This window comes from Streptococcus cristatus (assembly GCF_963529205.1).
Classification (GTDB): Bacteria; Bacillota; Bacilli; order Lactobacillales; family Streptococcaceae; genus Streptococcus; species Streptococcus cristatus_O.
Map to the genome: position 1 here is coordinate 18,378 of NZ_CAURYF010000009.1, position 17,294 is coordinate 35,671.

General features: G+C 41.4%; 15 protein-coding genes, 5 pseudogenes and 1 riboswitch. Of the genes and pseudogenes, 4 read left to right on the forward strand and 16 right to left on the reverse strand.

Features of this window, described 5'->3' with window-relative positions:
• Positions 1 to 100 precede the first annotated feature (100 nt).
• From RWS39_RS03280 to RWS39_RS03325, 10 genes and pseudogenes are all read right to left on the reverse strand, one after another.
• Positions 101 to 1,382, reverse strand: a pseudogene (locus tag RWS39_RS03280) (ISL3 family transposase).
• 204 nt (positions 1,383 to 1,586) lie between these two features.
• Positions 1,587 to 3,641 (reverse strand): cation:proton antiporter, encoded by a 2,055-nt coding sequence (locus RWS39_RS03285; protein ID WP_314480429.1) that lies wholly within the window; start codon positions 3,639 to 3,641, stop codon positions 1,587 to 1,589.
• A gap of 12 nt (positions 3,642 to 3,653) precedes the next feature.
• Positions 3,654 to 3,908, reverse strand: coding sequence for a hypothetical protein (locus RWS39_RS03290; RefSeq protein WP_314480432.1), 255 nt, complete (start codon positions 3,906 to 3,908; stop codon positions 3,654 to 3,656).
• A 48-nt stretch (positions 3,909 to 3,956) separates the two neighbouring features.
• The gene (mnmM, locus tag RWS39_RS03295) at positions 3,957 to 4,505 is read right to left on the reverse strand and encodes a tRNA 5-(aminomethyl)-2-thiouridylate-methyltransferase MnmM (protein WP_268731508.1); all 549 of its coding nucleotides are present in this window, start codon (positions 4,503 to 4,505) and stop codon (positions 3,957 to 3,959) included.
• Positions 4,499 to 5,446, reverse strand: a complete 948-nt coding sequence (gene mnmL, locus RWS39_RS03300) for a tRNA modification radical SAM protein MnmL/YtqA (protein ID WP_020992572.1) — start codon at positions 5,444 to 5,446, stop codon at positions 4,499 to 4,501. Before mnmL ends, mnmM begins: the two co-directional genes overlap by 7 nt.
• A 59-nt stretch (positions 5,447 to 5,505) precedes the next feature.
• Complete coding sequence (locus tag RWS39_RS03305; protein ID WP_390896036.1) at positions 5,506 to 5,814, reverse strand: MGMT family protein; 309 nt, start codon at positions 5,812 to 5,814, stop codon at positions 5,506 to 5,508.
• Between the two features lie 249 nt (positions 5,815 to 6,063).
• On the reverse strand, positions 6,064 to 6,714 hold the full coding sequence (locus RWS39_RS03310; RefSeq protein WP_314480444.1) for a phosphatase PAP2 family protein: 651 nt from the start codon (positions 6,712 to 6,714) through the stop codon (positions 6,064 to 6,066).
• The gene (locus tag RWS39_RS03315; protein ID WP_314480447.1) at positions 6,704 to 7,261 is read right to left on the reverse strand and encodes an ECF transporter S component; all 558 of its coding nucleotides are present in this window, start codon (positions 7,259 to 7,261) and stop codon (positions 6,704 to 6,706) included. Before RWS39_RS03315 ends, RWS39_RS03310 begins: the two co-directional genes overlap by 11 nt.
• A 144-nt stretch (positions 7,262 to 7,405) precedes the next feature.
• Positions 7,406 to 7,624, reverse strand: a riboswitch (FMN riboswitch).
• A gap of 102 nt (positions 7,625 to 7,726) precedes the next feature.
• Positions 7,727 to 8,656, reverse strand: a complete 930-nt coding sequence (locus RWS39_RS03320) for a hypothetical protein (RefSeq protein ID WP_314480449.1) — start codon at positions 8,654 to 8,656, stop codon at positions 7,727 to 7,729.
• Positions 8,657 to 8,713: 57 nt separating this feature from the next.
• The gene (locus tag RWS39_RS03325; RefSeq protein WP_314480451.1) at positions 8,714 to 9,223 is read right to left on the reverse strand and encodes a tRNA (cytidine(34)-2'-O)-methyltransferase; all 510 of its coding nucleotides are present in this window, start codon (positions 9,221 to 9,223) and stop codon (positions 8,714 to 8,716) included.
• A gap of 305 nt (positions 9,224 to 9,528) precedes the next feature.
• Between RWS39_RS03325 and trkA the strand changes: the two genes are divergently transcribed.
• Together trkA and RWS39_RS03335 are read left to right on the forward strand one after the other, a co-directional pair.
• A complete protein-coding gene (trkA, locus tag RWS39_RS03330; protein ID WP_314480453.1) occupies positions 9,529 to 10,878 on the forward strand; it encodes a Trk system potassium transporter TrkA in 1,350 nt (449 codons plus the stop codon).
• Between the two features lie 4 nt (positions 10,879 to 10,882).
• The gene (locus tag RWS39_RS03335; protein ID WP_314480456.1) at positions 10,883 to 12,322 is read left to right on the forward strand and encodes a TrkH family potassium uptake protein; all 1,440 of its coding nucleotides are present in this window, start codon (positions 10,883 to 10,885) and stop codon (positions 12,320 to 12,322) included.
• 48 nt (positions 12,323 to 12,370) lie between these two features.
• Here RWS39_RS03335 and tnpA read toward each other — a convergent pair.
• Both tnpA and RWS39_RS03345 read right to left on the reverse strand, forming a co-directional pair.
• Positions 12,371 to 12,763 (reverse strand): annotated as a pseudogene (tnpA, locus tag RWS39_RS03340) (IS200/IS605 family transposase).
• A 196-nt stretch (positions 12,764 to 12,959) separates the two neighbouring features.
• Positions 12,960 to 13,139: pseudogene (locus tag RWS39_RS03345) on the reverse strand (hypothetical protein); the annotation flags it as partial.
• Between the two features lie 151 nt (positions 13,140 to 13,290).
• Here RWS39_RS03345 and RWS39_RS03350 point away from each other — a divergent pair.
• Both RWS39_RS03350 and RWS39_RS03355 read left to right on the forward strand, forming a co-directional pair.
• Complete coding sequence (locus RWS39_RS03350; RefSeq protein ID WP_314480458.1) at positions 13,291 to 14,085, forward strand: ABC transporter ATP-binding protein; 795 nt, start codon at positions 13,291 to 13,293, stop codon at positions 14,083 to 14,085.
• A gap of 50 nt (positions 14,086 to 14,135) precedes the next feature.
• Positions 14,136 to 14,342 (forward strand): annotated as a pseudogene (locus tag RWS39_RS03355) (hypothetical protein); the annotation flags it as partial.
• Between the two features lie 281 nt (positions 14,343 to 14,623).
• On the opposite strand, the gene RWS39_RS03360 reads toward RWS39_RS03355, so the two are convergent.
• The 4 genes and pseudogenes from RWS39_RS03360 to RWS39_RS03375 form a co-directional block, all read right to left on the reverse strand.
• A complete protein-coding gene (locus tag RWS39_RS03360; protein ID WP_314480461.1) occupies positions 14,624 to 15,400 on the reverse strand; it encodes an ABC transporter permease in 777 nt (258 codons plus the stop codon).
• On the reverse strand, positions 15,387 to 16,340 hold the full coding sequence (locus tag RWS39_RS03365; protein ID WP_314480465.1) for an ABC transporter ATP-binding protein: 954 nt from the start codon (positions 16,338 to 16,340) through the stop codon (positions 15,387 to 15,389). Before RWS39_RS03365 ends, RWS39_RS03360 begins: the two co-directional genes overlap by 14 nt.
• Entirely contained in the window at positions 16,340 to 16,936 is a 597-nt protein-coding gene (locus tag RWS39_RS03370) for a TetR/AcrR family transcriptional regulator (RefSeq protein ID WP_390896037.1), read from the reverse strand. Before RWS39_RS03370 ends, RWS39_RS03365 begins: the two co-directional genes overlap by 1 nt.
• 231 nt (positions 16,937 to 17,167) lie before the next feature.
• Positions 17,168 to 17,278 (reverse strand): annotated as a pseudogene (locus RWS39_RS03375) (SAM-dependent methyltransferase); the annotation flags it as partial.
• Positions 17,279 to 17,294: the final 16 nt, after the last annotated feature.

Below are 17,294 nucleotides of genomic sequence, written 5' to 3' on the forward strand. Positions count from 1 at the left end.
AAAACATGAAGAAAGCGAAGATTTATCGTAATTATTATACAATTAATGATCAGCAAATAAAAAGTGAGCTCTTTGTCAACTGTAGTGGGTTCCCAAAAAGTCATACCCTGGAGAGGACCAAATTGGTTCTCTCCTTTTTGATGTTCAAAGCGATGAGAATTCTAGTTTTAAAATTGTCAAAGTTCCGAAAGCCAAAGCATTGCGCTTGATGATTTTGATGAGGTTATTCGTAGCTTCTAGTTTTACATTTGAGTAGGGAAGTTCCAGTGCGTTCAAGATTTTGTCCTTATCTTTCAAAAAGGTCTTAAAAACAGTTAGAAAGATGGGATTTACACAAGAAATGATATCTTCAATGAGATCAAAGAAATGATCAGCCTGTTTCTCTTGAAAATGAAAAAGCAAGAGTTGGTAGAGTTCATAGTGTTCTCGGAGTTCTGGAGAGTAAGAAAGTAGCTTCTCTAGAATCTCTCTATTGGTCAAGTGCAACCGAAAAGTTGGACGATAAAATCGTTTGTGACTTAGTTTCCGACTATCCTGTTGAATGAGTTTCCAGTAGCGTTTGAGTGCTTTATATTCGTGTGATTTCCTATCAAACTGATTCATGATTTGGATGCGGAGGCGGTCCATAGTCCGATTGAGATGCTGTACAATGTGAAAGCGGTCGAGGACAATTTTAGCGTTTGAAAATAGTTTTCTGGCAATATCGTAGTAGGGGCTAAACATGTCCATGGTAATGATTTTGACTCGACTTCTCACTTGTCTAGAATAACGAAAGAAATGATTGCGAATCGTCCCTTGTGTCCGCCCATCTAGGATAGCTATAATCCTTCTTGAATCGAAATCCTGCGCAATGAAGCTCATCTCTATCTGCCGATTGAAACAGTCACTTCCCTGACTGTTTCCACATCCTAGCTCATGTGCGCTGGAAGGTCGTTGAGGTCAGTCTTGAACTTGAATTCTTTTAGTTTGCGAATGACGGTGGAAGTGGAGACAGCCAGGCTTTCCGCGATGGTCGTCATAGGGACTTTCTCGATTAATTTTTGAGTGATTTTCTGATTGATAATCGTTGAGTTGAGATTTTAGTGATTCTTTTTGACTAATGACGTTTCTGCGACAGCCATTTTCCTGCAAAATTTACAACGAAAACGACGTTTTCTTAGACGAATCAATGTCTTGTAACCCGCACACTCTAGATAGGGAATTTTCGATTCTTTTTGAAAGTCATATTTAGCCATTTGTCCTTGGCAGTGAGGGCATTTAGGTGCGATATAATCTAGCTTAGCGATGATTTCTTTATGAGTTCCAGCATCTAGAACATTCAAGATAGTGATGTTAGGGTCTTTTATTCCGAGTAAGTTTGTGATAAAATTTAACTGTTCCATAAGAGTCTTTCTAATGATGGTTTGGTCGCTTTTCATTATAAGTCTTATGGGACTTTTTTTCTACAACAAATAGGCTCCATAATTCCTACAGTGGTGTTACCCACTACAGAAATTATAGAGCCCAAAAAGAGAACGGATAAAGTATTCTGTTCTCTTTTTGAATTCTATTAATTTTTAGTGGAGCTCACTGGATAGCCTTATCTTCTAGCGCTCTCTAGCGTAATTAACCATGTCATAAGGTAGAGTATTGGCTCTTTCTTTCAGTGAGTAATTTTCTAAATTATTGACATTTTGGCGCAGGCGTTTAGCATAGCTACTTGAGATCAATTTCTTTTTCTCATATTCAAAGATAATTTTTCTCTCCAAATAATAGCCCCAGATCATTTCTGAGATGTTATTGGGCTTGAATCGCGCAATAACACGCTCGACGAAGGCACCACTACCGATGATCTCCGTTTCTCTTAGTCGAGATTCCTGCAAAAAAGTAATTAGAGAAGGCTTATAGATACCCTTTAGATGTTCCAAACTTTCGATAATGACTTCGGTATTGGACAGATAAAGCTCTGCTATATCCTCCATATCCTCAGCAGTTAGATGCTTAGCTCCACCTTGCCTCCAAGAGCGCCATCTAGCACCAAGGGTGACGATTTCATGGAGCAACATGCGCAATACGCGCAGTGTAACGAGAAACATATAGGTAAAGCGAGAAACTAAGTTTCGATTGATGCCCTGCTCAATATTATGTAGGTAACGCTGATAAAGATGATAGCTACGATCGCTGATTTTTCCTTCCTCAAAAGCTTGCTCCAAACCATCATTTTCGATACTCAAAATCAATAATTTCAGAGCTGCCAAGTCTCGCTGAGTAGCCTTGTCTTCCTGTTCAAGGATTAGGTTTTCGATACGACCATGGTAATTGTCAATAGCCGCATAGAGAGGTGCCTTAGCCTTGGTTTGCTTGAGGCCTGCTTCCAGCTCACTCACCACTTCATTTAAAATAGCAATGTGCATGAGGTGCTCGTTTTCTTCTTCTCTTTCCTCAGACAGATGAGGAAGTGTGAGCAAACCCGTCAGAAAGCTAAGAAAGGTCACACCTGCTACCAAGAAAAGCAACAAAGGATGATCTTGCTCCAACTGACTCGGAATCAAAAGAATAGTCGCAATGGAGACAGTTCCTTTGACACCTGAAAAGGTCAGCAGCAGCATTTCCTTCAGGTAGTTTCCAACATTCTTGTGCAATCTTCTGATTCGAATGAAGTAAAAAGTGAACAGCATAAGAAACCGAAGGGCAAAGAGCAGGAAAGTCAAAAGAACAATGCTCACGAGTAGCAAGAGATTATCGTAAATCGGGCTCTTTAAAATTGGCTCTGCAATCATCTCCAGCTCTATTCCTAAGATGATAAAAACAGAGCCATTGAGCATGAAGTTCACCGTATTCCAGATGGTTTCCGTGACCGAATCCACCTGAGCTTCCAGAAGCGTTATCCGCTTGAAGCGGCTAGCCTTAAAGATACCTGCAACGACTACTGCGATAATCCCTGAGACATGAATCTCCTCTGCTAAAAAGAAGGTAACCAAGGGTAAGCTCAGCTCCAGCAAGAGCTCACTGGCAATATCTGATACTTGGGCACTCATCAGCAGTTTATGCAACCAGCGATTAAGAGCTGCGCTGGCCATCCCAACAGAAAATCCTCCAATAATGGAAAGAACTAAGGATATACTAGCTTTTCCTAGGGAAAAACTTCCTGTAGTCCAGGCCAAAAGAGCCACACGAAAAGCAACTAGACCAGACGCATCGTTAAGCAATCCCTCTCCTTTTAGGATATTTTCCACCCGCTTGGGGAAGGAAAAACGCTCTGATAGGGAAGCAAAGGCAACCAAGTCTGTCGGTCCCAGAGCTGCTCCTACGGCAACACAGGCCGCCAAGGGCAAGGCAGCCCAGAGAAGATGAGCCAGATAACCCAAACCAACCGTTGAAATAAAGATAACTGGAAAAATCAAATATAAAATGATTCGCCAGTGCTTGAGAATACTGGTAATATTACTTTCCTCAGCCTCCCGAAAGAGCAATGGCCCAATCACCAAGGCCAAAAATAACTCTGTATCTAAATGAAATTTCCCCTGAGGAAGGAGAAAACCAAGCGAAATCCCCAGCACAATTTGCACTAGAGGTAGGGGAAGCTGGGGCAGCAAGCGATTGGTCACATTCGATACAACCAACAGGAGTAGAAAGACAATCGTGTAGAGAAGGATTTCCACTTTGAACCTCCTTTATCTTTGCTGGCAGCACTCTTTAAACAATTCTTTTTGCGCTGAAATCTTTTGATCTATTTTGGATAGGTCGCGGTGCTCAATCATCTTTTGGCAGCGCTCCATCTCTAGATTCACCAATTTTTTCTTGATTCGCAGCATTTTTTTATTCATTTTGGCCTCACCCAAAAAGCCAGCATTCGTTTCTTCCTTGGCAGACTCGACGTATTTGTTTCGTAAGCCAGCCAATTTTTCATGCAAATATTGCTTGTCCATTTCTTCTCCAAATGATTCCTTAGAAAGTTTTTAGCAACCTTGGAAATCTTATTTTCCTTTTAATTTCTCAATCATAACCAAAAAAGGCGGATTGTTAATCTGATTGATGGTCTTGTAGAGGGCAACGGTAAAGTCCTGCTGGGGCAGCTGACTGACGAAGTCTAGCACCGCATCTTTTTCAACTTCACCACCTTCATGCCCGTAGTAAATCATGATAGCTGCACGGCCACCTTTTTCTAAGCCTCGGCAGACCTTTTCCAAAGCTTCCAGCGTCGTATCTGGTCGGGTAATGACAGACTTGTCCGCCGAAGGCAGGTAGCCCAGATTAAAAATCGCTGCCTTGAAATGGTCCGTGTATTGGTCCAGAGTCTCATGGCCAGCCAAGATTAGCTGAGCATTGTCCATGCCAGCTTCTGCTAAGCGCTGGCGAGTCTTGTCCACAGCCTGCTCCTGAATGTCAAAAGCATAGACTTGCTTGGCCAACTTAGCCAGAAAAAGGGTATCATGTCCATTGCCCATAGTAGCGTCCACTACAACATCTTCCTTGGTCACGACTTCTGCCAAAAATGCATGAGCCATCTGTAAGGGTCTTAACATACGAATTTCTGCTCCTTTGCTTTACAGCCTTGCTTGCTGCCACGACGGCGCATTTCTGCCTCGATGGCATTGAGCACTTCCCATTTATTGAGGCTCCACATAGGGCCAATCAACATATCCCGCGGAGCATCGCCCGTGATACGGTGGATGACGATATGCTCGGGGATAATCTCCAGCTGGTCGCAGACGATGGAGACATACTCCTCCTGACTGAGCAGCTGCAGTCGCCCCTCATGATAATCCCGCTGCATACGGGTATTGGTCATCAAGTGAAGCAAGTGGAGCTTGATTCCCTGAATGTCATTATCCGTCACACAACGGCGGACATTCTCCAGCATCATCTCATGGGTCTCTCCCGGCAGGCCGTTGATCAAGTGAGAAACAATCTCTGCCTTGGGAGCCAGCTTTCGGACTCGCTGGACCGTCTCTACATAGAGTTCATAGGAATGAGCACGGTTGATGAGGTCCGAGGTCTCCTCATAGGTAGTCTGAAGCCCCAGCTCCACAGTCACATGCATACGCTCAGACAGGTCAGCCAAGTAGGCAATGGTCTCATCAGGCAAACAGTCTGGCCGAGTACCGATATTGAGTCCAACGACGCCCGGCTCATTGATGGCTTGCTCATAACGCTCACGGATCACTTCCAGCTTCTCATGAGTATTGGTGAAGTTCTGGAAATAGACCAGATACTTGCGAACATCTGGCCACTTGCGGTGCATAAAGTCAATTTCCTTATAGAATTGCTCGCGAATGGGGGCGTCAGGCGCCACAATGGCGTCGCCAGAACCCGAAACGGTACAGAAGGTACAGCCCCCATGCGCCACCGTACCATCCCGATTGGGACAGTCAAAGCCCGCATCAATAGGTACCTTAAAAGTCTTTTCTCCAAAAAGTTTTCGATAATAATCATTCAAAGAATTGTAAGATTTCATACCTTCCATTCTACCACAAAAAGGAGCCTAGAAACAAAAATTTCCTCTTTCACCAAGAAAGAAGAAAATCATCGCTCCCATTGATAACACTTGAGGTCCACACAGCCATTGGCCTTCAAGTCCACTCCCTCTGCCCAAAGCAAGTGCGCTTGCTCTTCCCAGCCCGGTGTCAGACGCCCTGCTGCATTGACCACCCGATGGCAAGGATGCTTGCCGCCATAATGCTCCGACTGACTGAGAATCTTTCCCACCAAGCGGGCATTTTTAGGCCGCCCAATCAAACGGGCAATCTGGCCATAGGTTGCCACGCGCCCAGCAGGAATCTCATCTACAAGAGCTAAAATCGACTGTATAATTTCTGGATTCAAAACGGACAACCTCCTCCTGATCTCACTTGCTCCTATCTTAAAAGAAGAAGCTACCTTTGTCAAGACAAAAGAGAGTGGGACAGAAATCGGTAATTCGTTAGAATTCGATTTCGTCGTCCCACCTCCGCACAGTTGAGTAGGGCTGTAAAAGCTGATGAAATCAGCCTAGTAGAGCCCACTCAACCACTGCGTCTTGCTCGACAATCCAAAAACAATTGAGAGGCTAGGACTTTTGTCCCAGCCTCTTCTCATCTCTATTTATTTCTGCTTTCCCGTGAAGCGCCACTGAAAGCGCAGCTTGTCATAAAAGGGAAATTCGATATTGAGAATGGCAAAGCCCATCAAGGCTCCTCCAATAACATCCGTCGGGTAGTGCACGCCCAGATAGACTCTGGATGCCATAATGGTCAAGATAAAGAGCAAGAGCAAGCCCTGTACCAGACGCTTAATTTGTTGATTCTGCATCCGTTGCTGGACGATAATGATCAAAGTCCCCACCACAATGGCTGTCGCCATGGCATGCCCACTTGGGAAAGAATAGCCTCCCTCTTCGACCAAATGCAAAATACTAGGCCGACTTCTGTGGTAGACGAGTTTAATCAGCTTAATCAAAATCCCATGTAAGACCAGATTTCCCGCCAGCAAGGCAGCTTCCAGCTTCCATTTTTTATAAAGGAAAAATAGGACGAGGGCAGACACCCAGATAATAATTCCTAGCGGGTCAATGAAACTGGTGACCAGTTTAAAAAATGTCGTCAAAGCTACAGGCAAGTCTCCCCGCAGCCAGGTCTGAATCGGAGTGTCAAAGCTGGTTAGCTGCTCTGGATAAAACTTGACCATGTAGCCTAGTATGACGAAAAGTAAAAGGGCAAAAGAGCCCTTTGTTAGATAAGATTGTTTATTTTTCATAGCGTTTTAGAACGGGCGTCAAAAGCGTGTAAATTAGCCAGAAAGCCACCGCCCAGATTACTCCTTCTAATAGGTTAAAGGGAACAATCATGGTCAGCAGATACTTACTTACACCAATCATCTGACCGATATCAAAGTTTGCAAAACGAGCATAAAGCGGAATGGCATAAAAAGCATTCAGCGCCAGCATACTTGCAGTCAAGGAAAGAATTCCTAGGAAAGATGCAAGCAAATAGCTCATCAAATCTCTTTTCTTTTCCCAGAAAAGAGCAAAGAAGAGTACAAAGACCAGAATCGCCACAATATTGATTGGCAAACCGATCAAGGTTTCCACTCCATGACCGTTTAAGGCCAATTTTAAAACAGAGCGAATGAGCAAAACTGCTACAGAACTCTTAAAATCCAAGAGAACCAAGGCTAATAAAATCGGAATAATCGAAAAATCCAATTTTAGAAACTCGGCTACCAAAGGGATTTGATAGAACATGAGCAGGAATGATAGTGCAGATAGAGCCGCTACTATCGCCATTTTGCGCGTATTTGTCATAACAGGTTCCTCCAATTTATAAAAATTAGAGAAGCTGGAAGGCTGCTAACACAAGGCCCGAAAAATCCTTTCAGAATTTATAAGAGTATATAAAATACCCCTTAAAATAAAATTAAAACGACCAACCGGCCAGGCAATAACGCCTTTCGTCTTCTCCCATCCAGACTATACTGTCGGTTGTGGAATCGCACCACATCAGCTTTCGCTCGCGGACTTATTTGGCTAAGATATTTTAGATTTATCTAGGCGTCGCAGTCAAAGATTATACTTAAAGTATATCGAGACAAGACAACGACGAGAAAGCTAAAATAGCTAGTCAAACTTACCGCCGGTCGGGAATCACACCCTGCCCTGAAGACACTCTTATCATAACAAAAAAAGCCTGCCAGAGCAAGCTTTTTGATTGATGTAATCAAAAATAGTTCAATAGATGGCATTCATGTATACCTACTTTTTACGTATGGCTTAATGCTGATCCCACCAAGCTTCCATCTCTTGATAAGAGTTGATGGGGGTTTGTTCTCCCGTTTTAGGATCAGTGGCTATCACATCTATCTTGTCTTGACCGATTGGCGCAAACCAATGACGCATATCCTCAAAGACAGACTCTTTTGTGTTTTGTCCCTTCCGCAAATATACTTTAAATAGTTTGTCTTCCTGCACTAATTTTACCATCTCTGGATATTCCTGATACAAATTGATATTAGCTGTCTTCGGAAATTTCTCCTCATCATTAAACCCAGAAAATGAGAGTGTCCAATAGGATACGCCTGCATGATACGGCTTCATTGCTTCACGAAGGTTTGTCGGACCAAAACCCAGAGCCATCTCCTCTATATAAGTATCGGCATCAAAATCTTGTGGAGCTTCCTGAAACTTCTCTGCCTCTATATCCCAAAAAAGGTAACGACTACGACCGTTTTGGGTATTTGGGGCATCTTTATGAGTGACTTGCACAGCCACATAATCTTTCCCCTTATAGTGGACAGAATCCCACCCCCATGGTTGGAGCTGATAATCATATCTATATAGTTCCTTATAGAGATCAATCTTCCGTTCCTTAAAATCCTTCGTACGCAAGTCATATAGAATCAAATACCAATAATCTCCCTCTAGCTGATGATTATTATTGGCAAGACGTTCCTGCATCCTACGCTCTTGAGATACCAGATAGTTTTGAGTAGGATCTGCTGCCGTTCCACGACCTTCTTTATCAAGGCCAACCACATACTGTTGCTTATCCCCAAATAGTAAAATCTTATCTACTTTTATTGAAAAATCATCATACTTCACTTCATCCTTCTTAGCAGTGAAATGATTGTATAGGAGCACTGCAGAAAAGATACTGATTAGAAGGAGGGTGCTGATGACCCATTTATGTTTGATCCATTTCATATGTACCTACTTTCTAGGCTAATTTCCTGTAGCCTGAGCTGGTGGGACAAGGCTAGGTTATTTCAACTTATCCGCTTCGTATTCATGCGCCAAGTCCAGTCCTGCAAAGTTCTGCTGCCGTAAGGCTTCGTAGACAATCATACAGACCGTATTAGAGACATTTAAGCTGCGGACATGCTGGTCATTCATGGGAATGCGCAAGGCCTTTTCTGGATGCTGACGCATAAATTCCTCAGGCAAGCCCTTATCCTCACGACCAAACATGAAATAGTGCGAGCCTTCTGCTGCGAAATTCTCCTCCGAGTAGACCTTCTCGGCAAACTTGGATATCAGATAGAGCCGTCCGTCCATCTGCTTCATAAAGTCATCCAGACTCTCATAGAAGCTAATATCTAGCTTATCCCAATAATCCAGCCCTGCCCGCTTCATCTTACGGTCATCAATGGGAAAGCCCATGGGCTTTATGATATGGAGGGGAGAATTGGTCGCTGCGCAAGTACGAGCAATATTGCCTGTATTCTGCGGAATTTGTGGTTCAAAAAGGACGATATGATTTTGCTGAGACATGATTTTTTCCTGATTTTCATTAGAATAAAAAAATAGCCACACTGCCCGGAGTCAAGCTCAGCAAACAGCGTGGTTAAGGCATCATTAACTTACATCACAACAGGTTTGATGTAAATCAATGAGGGTACCTTCCTAGTATATCATTTTCTTCCGACAAGTCAATAAAAATGACCTCAAAAAGTGAGATTTTTGTAGGATTTCTCTTGAAACAGCTTACTATTCTGTAAAAAACGGCTTTATTGAGATTTATAGATGAAATTTTATATAAAAAAAGGTATGATAGATACATATTCGGGAGGAATAATATGAAAATTATCGTCGTCGGAAGCGGGAAAGTCGGAGCCGCCCTTTGTCGCTCGCTCGTTGCTGAAAAGCATGATGTCGTTTTAATTGAACAAAATGAAGCTGTTCTAAATCATATTACAAAACGTTACGATATTATGGGCATCGTTGGAAATGGTGCGAATTTTAAAATCTTGGAGCAGGCAGATGTTGCCCACTGCGATATCTTTATTGCCATGACTGAGCAGGATGAGGTTAACATGGTTTCAGCCGTTCTCGCAAAGAAAATGGGGGCCAAAGAAACCATTGTCCGTGTGAGAAATCCTGAATACTCAAATGCTTATTTTAAAGAAAAAAATATTCTAGGCTTCTCTCTGATGGTCAACCCTGAACTCCTCGCTGCTCGTTATATTGCCAATATTATTGATTTTCCTAACGCTCTGTCATTGGAGCATTTCGCCAATGGCCGAGTGACCTTGATGGAGTTTAAAATCAAGCCAGAAAGTCATCTCTGCCAAATGAATCTCTCGCAATTTAGGAAGCATTTCCCTCACGTTATCATCTGTGCTATTGAGAGAGAAGGAAAACTCAGCATTCCAGATGGTGATTTCACCTTGCAGTCATCTGATAAAATCTTCCTGACTGGAAATCGTTCAGAAATTGTCCGCTTCCACAATAAAATCCGACCAAGAGTCATCAAGAGCCTCATGATTATCGGGGCAGGCAAGATTGCCTATTATCTCTTAAATATTCTCAAAAATAGTAAGATTGAGCTCAAAGTCGTCGAGATCAATCGCCAGCGTGCAGAGTTCTTCAGCCAAGAATTCCCTGAGCTCTACGTGGTCAATGGAGACGGTACAGCCAAAGATATTTTACTCGAGGAAAGAGCTGCGCATTACGATGCAATAGCTACTCTGACAGGCGTTGATGAAGAAAATATCATCACTTCCATGTTCCTCAATAACCTGGGAGTTCAAAAAAATATCACCAAAGTGAATCGGACCAGTCTGCTTGAGATTATCAACAATCAAGACTTCGCAAGTATTGTCACGCCAAAAGGGATTGCTGTTGATACCATTATGCACTTTATCCGCGGACGGAATAACGCACAATTCTCCAGCCTAGAAGCCTTGCACCATGTAGCAAATGGCCAAATTGAAACACTCCAATTCCAGATCAACGAAGGAAATAAAATGATCGAACAGCCTCTTTCTCAGCTCAAGTTAAGGAGCGGGGTGCTGATTGCTGCTATCATTCGTCAAGGCGTAGCCATCTTCCCAAGTGGAGATGACTATTTGGAAGTCGGAGATAAGATCATCGTGACGACCTTGATTCAAAACATCGATAAGATTTACGATTTGTTAGAGAGGTAGCCCCATGAATAGATCTATGATTCGCTTTCTCCTCTCCAAACTCCTGCTAATTGAAGCAGCCCTCTTGTTGGTTCCAACAATCGTTGCCCTGATCTACCATGAAGATCTTGAAGTCTTCCTTTCGATCGGCGCGACAATGATTATTTTAGTGATTTTGGGTGGATTAGGTTCAGCCTTTAAGCCTAAGGATGCCCACATTTACACCAAGGAAGGGGTCCTGATTGTTGCCCTTTGCTGGATTCTCTGGTCCTTCTTTGGCGCTCTGCCTTTTGTCTTTTCTGGCCAGATTCCTAATCTAATTGATGCTTTCTTTGAAGTCAGCTCTGGCTTTACCACTACTGGTGCTACGATTTTAAATGATGTATCTGTCCTTTCCCACTCCCTCCTCTTTTGGCGTAGTTTTACCCACTTGATCGGAGGAATGGGGGTGCTGGTCTTTGCCTTAGCTATCATGGACAATGCTAAAAATGGCCACTTAGAGGTCATGAAAGCAGAAGTTCCTGGACCAGTCTTTGGTAAGGTTGTGTCGAAACTAAGAAACACCGCCCAGATTCTTTATATTATCTATCTAGCGCTCTTTGCCCTTTTTGCCCTTCTTTATTTCCTAGCTGGCATGCCACTCTTTGATAGTATCGTCATCGCAATGGGAACGGCTGGTACGGGAGGCTTCACTGTCTTTAACGACGGAATTGCCCACTACAACAGTTCTCTAATCACCTACCTTGTCAGCTTCGGCGTTCTGACCTTTGGGGTAAACTTCAATCTCTACTATTATCTCTTGATTCGAAGATTTAAGGCCTGTTTTCATGACGAGGAGTTGAAAGGCTATCTCTGGATTGTCCTCACTGCCACTATTTTGATTAGCTTCAATGTTCTCCATGTTTACGGGGAATTTGCTAAAAGCTTAGAAATTTCATTTTTCCAAGTTTCCAACATCATTACTACGACAGGATTCGGCTATGGAGATACCGTACAATGGCCCCTCTTCTCACAAGTCATTCTGCTGCTGCTCATGTGTTTAGGAGGTTCTGCTGGCTCCACCGCTGGCGGTTTCAAAGTGATCCGTGCCATTATCATCAGCCGCATCGCTAAAAACCAAATCCTTTCCACACTTTCGCCAAACCGCGTTCTAACCATGCATATCAACGGCGCTGTTTTGGATAAAGATACCCAACACAAGGTTCTCAAATATTTAGCTGTTTATATTTTGATTATCGCAGCTTTGATTTTCATCATCAGTCTGGACAATAACAATCTAATGACTGTTACTAGTGCTGTCATCAGCTGTTTCAATAATATCGGACCAATGATTGGGACAACCGAGACCTTCTCTATCTATAGCCCATTTTCTAAATTCCTCCTCTCTCTTGCCATGATTGCAGGACGTTTAGAAATCTATCCAATTCTACTTCTATTCCTACCAAGAACCTGGTCTAATAGATAGCAGGAAAATAGCTATCGTTACTCGACTAAAGCCCGTAACAACGGGCTTTTATCTTGTTCTAAAACTGCCATCTGAGAACGGAACCTCGTACGCTTTGACACTTAACTTTTTAAGGACAATTTCATTTTTCTCTTGCTCGCGAACATATTTGGCAACTGCCTTTCCATCTAGATCAACGATACTTACATATTTATCAAATATCCCGTGAAATCAAAATTCGAAAGTTTTGGAGGGATCAAGACAAGCATGTGAACATGATCTGGTATCATCTGTCTCTCAGTAATTTCCACACCTTTGTATTGACATAGATGACAAAAGATCTCAATGGGATCTCGTCTTATTTTGTAGTAAATGGTTTTTCTGCGGTACTTGGGGAGTAAAGATGATATGATATTTGCACATCCATTCGGTATGTAATAAACTGCAACTGGTTTTAGCCATTTCCTTTTTCTCCTTTGTCTTACCTGAACAAATAGATTCTACCAGGAAAAAGAAATGAAAGGTCAAATCCTTAGCAGCTACCAGCTTAGCTGGTGGTTTTCTTGTTTTTCTCTACGAGAAAAACTGACTTGAAGACATAATGAAATAAGACGGAAGACCCTTCTTCCGTCTTATTTCTGGTCTCGAAACTCTGGAATCAATCGATTCCAAGCTCTTCGTTCTTCTTCTGCTGCTGGGTTTCCTTGTGATTATCATAGCGATTAACCAAGAACTTGGCGATTTCTTTGAGAATAGAATAAGTCGGGATTGCCTCGATCATCTCTAGTACACCATAGATATTGCTGGATAAGAGCAAGAGTACCATGATGATAATAGGAAGATCCTCATCTGACACCAGATAAAGAAGATAATCATTAGCAAAAGGACCTACATCAACTTACTTTTATAAAACATCTGACTCCTCCTATCGGTTATTTTATCCTAAATTTTGTTATAATAAAGAAGATTTAACGAAAGAAAGAGTAAAAATGGAAAAAATTATCAAACTGGAAAATGTAAGCTTGGCTAAACAAGGCCGAACCATCTTAAAAGATCTCAACTGGCAGGTGAAAAAGGGGGAGCATTGGGCCATCCTCGGTCTCAACGGCTCAGGAAAATCTACTCTCCTGCGCTTGCTTATGGCTGAGCATTGGAAGACTCAGGGCAAGGTGACAGTTCTGGGTACGGAATTTGGTGCTGGCGACATTCCTCATCTGAGAACTAAGATTGGAGTAGTCGGCTCCTTCATTGCTGAGCGCCTGCCCAGCCATCTCACTGCCGAAGAAGTCGTCCTGACAGGCAAGTATAAAAGCAGTATTCTCTATGCTCCTTACGGACAAGAAGAACTGAACCAAGCTAGGGAAATGCTGGCTTCCATTGGCGGGCAAGAATTGATTGGCCGGAGCTACATCAGTCTGTCTCAAGGAGAAAAGCAACTCTTGCTGATTGCGCGCAGTCTCATGGAAAAGCCAGAACTACTTATCTTAGACGAAGCGACCAGTGGTCTGGATCTCTTTGCCCGCGAGCGCCTGCTGGATCAAATTGGTAAGATTACACAGATGGACCAGGCTCCAACCATCCTCTATGTCACCCACCATGTAGAAGAAATCATTGCTACTATGGATCATGTCCTGCTTCTAAAAGAAGGTGAAATTATAGCCCAAGGTCCTAAAGAAGAAATTTTTCAAAAAGAGGTCATGGATCGATTTTATCCTCAGCCAGTCGAGCTGATTGAGCTGGGAGAAGACCGCTATTTCATCAAGGTGGAGAACAGGCCCTCATGAATCAATTTTCTAACACCATCTTCAGTCTGGGCTAGTTTCTGATTCTGACCATGACTGTGATTGCCTTACTTTTCCTGTCTGGGCAGATCCTGCTGTCTCATACTTACATCCCTTTGAGGACTGTTGAGGGGGGGCAATTCGTCAGTAATCCTTGGTATTTCTACCCTATCCTCCTGCTCTTTCTCCTCAGCCTCTTTTTAATCCGGCCCCTGCTAGAAAAAGTTCAGACCAAGTATTTTTTTCGGATTTTGTCCCTCACCTGACTAATGCCATAACAACGGGATTTCACCTTGTTCTAAAACTACCATCTGAGAACGCTTTAACATTTAACTTATCAGGGGCAAGGTCATTTTTTCCCAATCACGTATATTAGAAACTATCTTTTCATTTGGGCCAACGGTACTCACATAGTCTCCTCTCGCCCAATCAATTGTCATAAAATAACCCTTCTTGTTCTTCAATCTGAACAGGAGGGGTTGTTTTGATTTGAAATGAATCAGATTTAACTTTGTATTATTACTATTCTCATCACTTCATTTTAATCGTAATCAGCATATCTCCACCAAGCTATTGTTGCGATAAGACCTAGAATACTCACTCCAAATAAACTAACAATACTCCCAAAATTCAATAGTGCTTTTCCTGCAATACCACTTGCGAGTGCAGGAATCGCCCATGGAATGTATTTCCCAAAGTTAAGAGCAGAACCAAGCTGAGAAAAAATAATAGTAAAAATGATAAATGCCAATGGAGACAAATATCCCCGGCCTAAACAAGCAAAAAAAGCCACCGGAGTAGAGAGTACGATCGTAAGAGTAGTACAAAAAACAAAAGTAAGTACACCTTTGAAAATCACCGTTAAGCTCCCGCTCTCAAGTCCAATCAAATTGCCAGCTAATAATCCTAACAAAAGTGCAAAAATTGATAGAGTATAGCTCCATAGAGCGATAACGATAAACTTGGATAATACGATTGTATCTCTTCTTATCGGGAGTGCTAATAGGTCGATCATCGTTTTATCAGAATATTCTCTACCAAAAACCCAAGATGCTGTAAATCCAAAAATGAGCAATCCCCCAACAGAAATGACTTGTGATATGGTCATTAAGTATGATGACCAGTCTGTTATCCTCATCATTTCCATTTTTGCAGAAATCAAACCAAGATTTTTGAAATTCTCTGGATATTTCATCATAGTTGCAAACAACCCAACAATAAAAGGAACTAAACAGATAGAACAAGCAGTTACGATGGAAAGTTTTGCTTTTATTAACTTTCTCCATTCAATTAAAATACATGAACTAAGCTTTTTCATTCGAGATTCCTCCGTGGTAATCATTCAGTATTCTTAAGAAATAATGCTCTAAATCTTCTTTCTCAACAGTCAACGATTTGGGTGGATAACCTGCATGAACCAGCAATGTAGCAATATCTTCCGGATATTCCACAGATTTTCTATCAGTTAATTCTAAGAAATGTATATTATTTTCTGTGTCTGATTGAATGTTTACCTGATAGCCATGGTTAGATAACACTTCTTTCATGGCCTTATTATTAGAGCCACTTACTAGTAACTTCTTTTCTAAGTACTGTTCTAATTGACTGCTTTCAACTTCTCTTATAAGTCTGCCCTCATGTATAATGACTATTCTAGTAGCAATTTTAGATATTTCTTCCAGATTATGACTTGAAATAAGAACAGTTGTACCTAGATTATTTGCCAATTCCTTTAACATCTCTCTCACTTCAATAACTCCAAAAGGATCTAATCCATTTGTTGGCTCATCAAGAATTAGGATTTTAGGTTTATGAATAATCGCTTTTGCAATTCCTAAACGCGCAACATTTCCTAAAGAAAGATGTTTCACCTCTTTATGTTCATATTGCTTTAGTTTTAATTTCTCAATTACCCAGTCAATATTATCTTTATTAACCCCTCTTAATTTACTAACGATTTCTAAATTTTCTCTCACAGTTAAGTCTGGATAAGAATAAGGCGTCTCAATAATATAACCTATTTCGTTCCGAAGTTCTAAATTACTCAGATCTAACTTTTTTCCTTGGATATAACATTCTCCTGATGTAGATTTTATCAATCCTAACATCATTCTCATCGTTGTTGTTTTCCCTGCACCATTTAGTCCTAAAAAACCTACTATTTCACCACTTTTTATTGATAGATTCAAGTTGTTGACAACATTTTTTGTTCCATATCTTTTAGAAAGGTTTGCGGTTCTAATTGCTTCTTTCACCATTACCTATCCTCCTCAGTAATTTGCTCCACAATTCCTTGTATGACTAACTTCAATGTGGTATCAAATTGTTTTTCACCGATTTCCTCGATGTGTAATATAGTCATAGCAATCGTTCTAAATAAAGCAGAGACGATTTCTACCGATACATTTTCTCTAATGTTGATTCGGGATACAATTTTTTTAACCATCCTATCATCTATCAGATGATGATTTGTTATCACCTCTTTTGGCAATTTTCTTACGAGTAATTCCATTTCATGATTTTTAAATATGGTATACATAAATGAATAGCGAAAATCTTGATAAAAATCATAAAGTAACTGTACCAGACGATTTGTATCTATCTTGACTTCCATACCTAATTGTTCTGTCAGGTGATTCATAACATCTATTTGATATTCTTCTAAGACCGCAAAAAATAACATTTCCTTTGAAGAATAAAAATTATAAAAAGAACCTTTAGAGATATCCACCATTGCTGCCATTTGGTCAACTGTGGTTTTCTTAACCCCATATCTTTGAAGGCATTCCTTTGCAACTTTATGTAATTTCTTTCTAATTGCTTCTTTTTCTTCAGCAGTAAAAGCAGTAGCCATAACTTCCTCCTAAAAACACTGTGACGTTTTTTGAATTTACAGTCATAGATTATCATATAAACTGAAAAATGTCAAAAGTCTTATATCTTCTTTGTAAGGAAATATAAGATTTTAAATTTACACACACCTTAATTCTCTTCTTTTAGGCCTAATTATTTGATTTTCACGATTAAAAATACAGTGCTGAAAGCTCCTATTATCTGGCTTTTCTCTCTGTATCCTTATTGTATCTCAAGTTTCTTCTCTCAATTTCTCAATCATGACTAAGAAAGGCGGGTTGTTAATCTGATTGATGGTCTTGTATAGGGCAACGGTGAAGTCCTGCTGAGACAGGTAGCTAAGATTAGTCGAGCATTGT

What these genes read in the sequence shown, in the direction of transcription:
- RWS39_RS03290 (WP_314480432.1), bottom strand. Translation starts at nt 3,908, where the DNA reads ATGGACAAGCAATATTTGCATGAAAAATTGGCTGGCTTACGAAACAAA.
- mnmM (WP_268731508.1), bottom strand. Translation starts at nt 4,505, where the DNA reads ATGTTAAGACCCTTACAGATGGCTCATGCATTTTTGGCAGAAGTCGTG.
- mnmL (WP_020992572.1), bottom strand. Translation starts at nt 5,446, where the DNA reads ATGGAAGGTATGAAATCTTACAATTCTTTGAATGATTATTATCGAAAA.
- RWS39_RS03310 (WP_314480444.1), bottom strand. Translation starts at nt 6,714, where the DNA reads ATGAAAAATAAACAATCTTATCTAACAAAGGGCTCTTTTGCCCTTTTA.
- RWS39_RS03315 (WP_314480447.1), bottom strand. Translation starts at nt 7,261, where the DNA reads ATGACAAATACGCGCAAAATGGCGATAGTAGCGGCTCTATCTGCACTA.
- RWS39_RS03320 (WP_314480449.1), bottom strand. Translation starts at nt 8,656, where the DNA reads ATGAAATGGATCAAACATAAATGGGTCATCAGCACCCTCCTTCTAATC.
- RWS39_RS03325 (WP_314480451.1), bottom strand. Translation starts at nt 9,223, where the DNA reads ATGTCTCAGCAAAATCATATCGTCCTTTTTGAACCACAAATTCCGCAG.
- trkA (WP_314480453.1), top strand. Translation starts at nt 9,529, where the DNA reads ATGAAAATTATCGTCGTCGGAAGCGGGAAAGTCGGAGCCGCCCTTTGT.
- RWS39_RS03335 (WP_314480456.1), top strand. Translation starts at nt 10,883, where the DNA reads ATGAATAGATCTATGATTCGCTTTCTCCTCTCCAAACTCCTGCTAATT.
- RWS39_RS03350 (WP_314480458.1), top strand. Translation starts at nt 13,291, where the DNA reads ATGGAAAAAATTATCAAACTGGAAAATGTAAGCTTGGCTAAACAAGGC.
- RWS39_RS03360 (WP_314480461.1), bottom strand. Translation starts at nt 15,400, where the DNA reads ATGAAAAAGCTTAGTTCATGTATTTTAATTGAATGGAGAAAGTTAATA.
- RWS39_RS03365 (WP_314480465.1), bottom strand. Translation starts at nt 16,340, where the DNA reads ATGGTGAAAGAAGCAATTAGAACCGCAAACCTTTCTAAAAGATATGGA.
- RWS39_RS03370 (WP_390896037.1), bottom strand. Translation starts at nt 16,936, where the DNA reads ATGGCTACTGCTTTTACTGCTGAAGAAAAAGAAGCAATTAGAAAGAAA.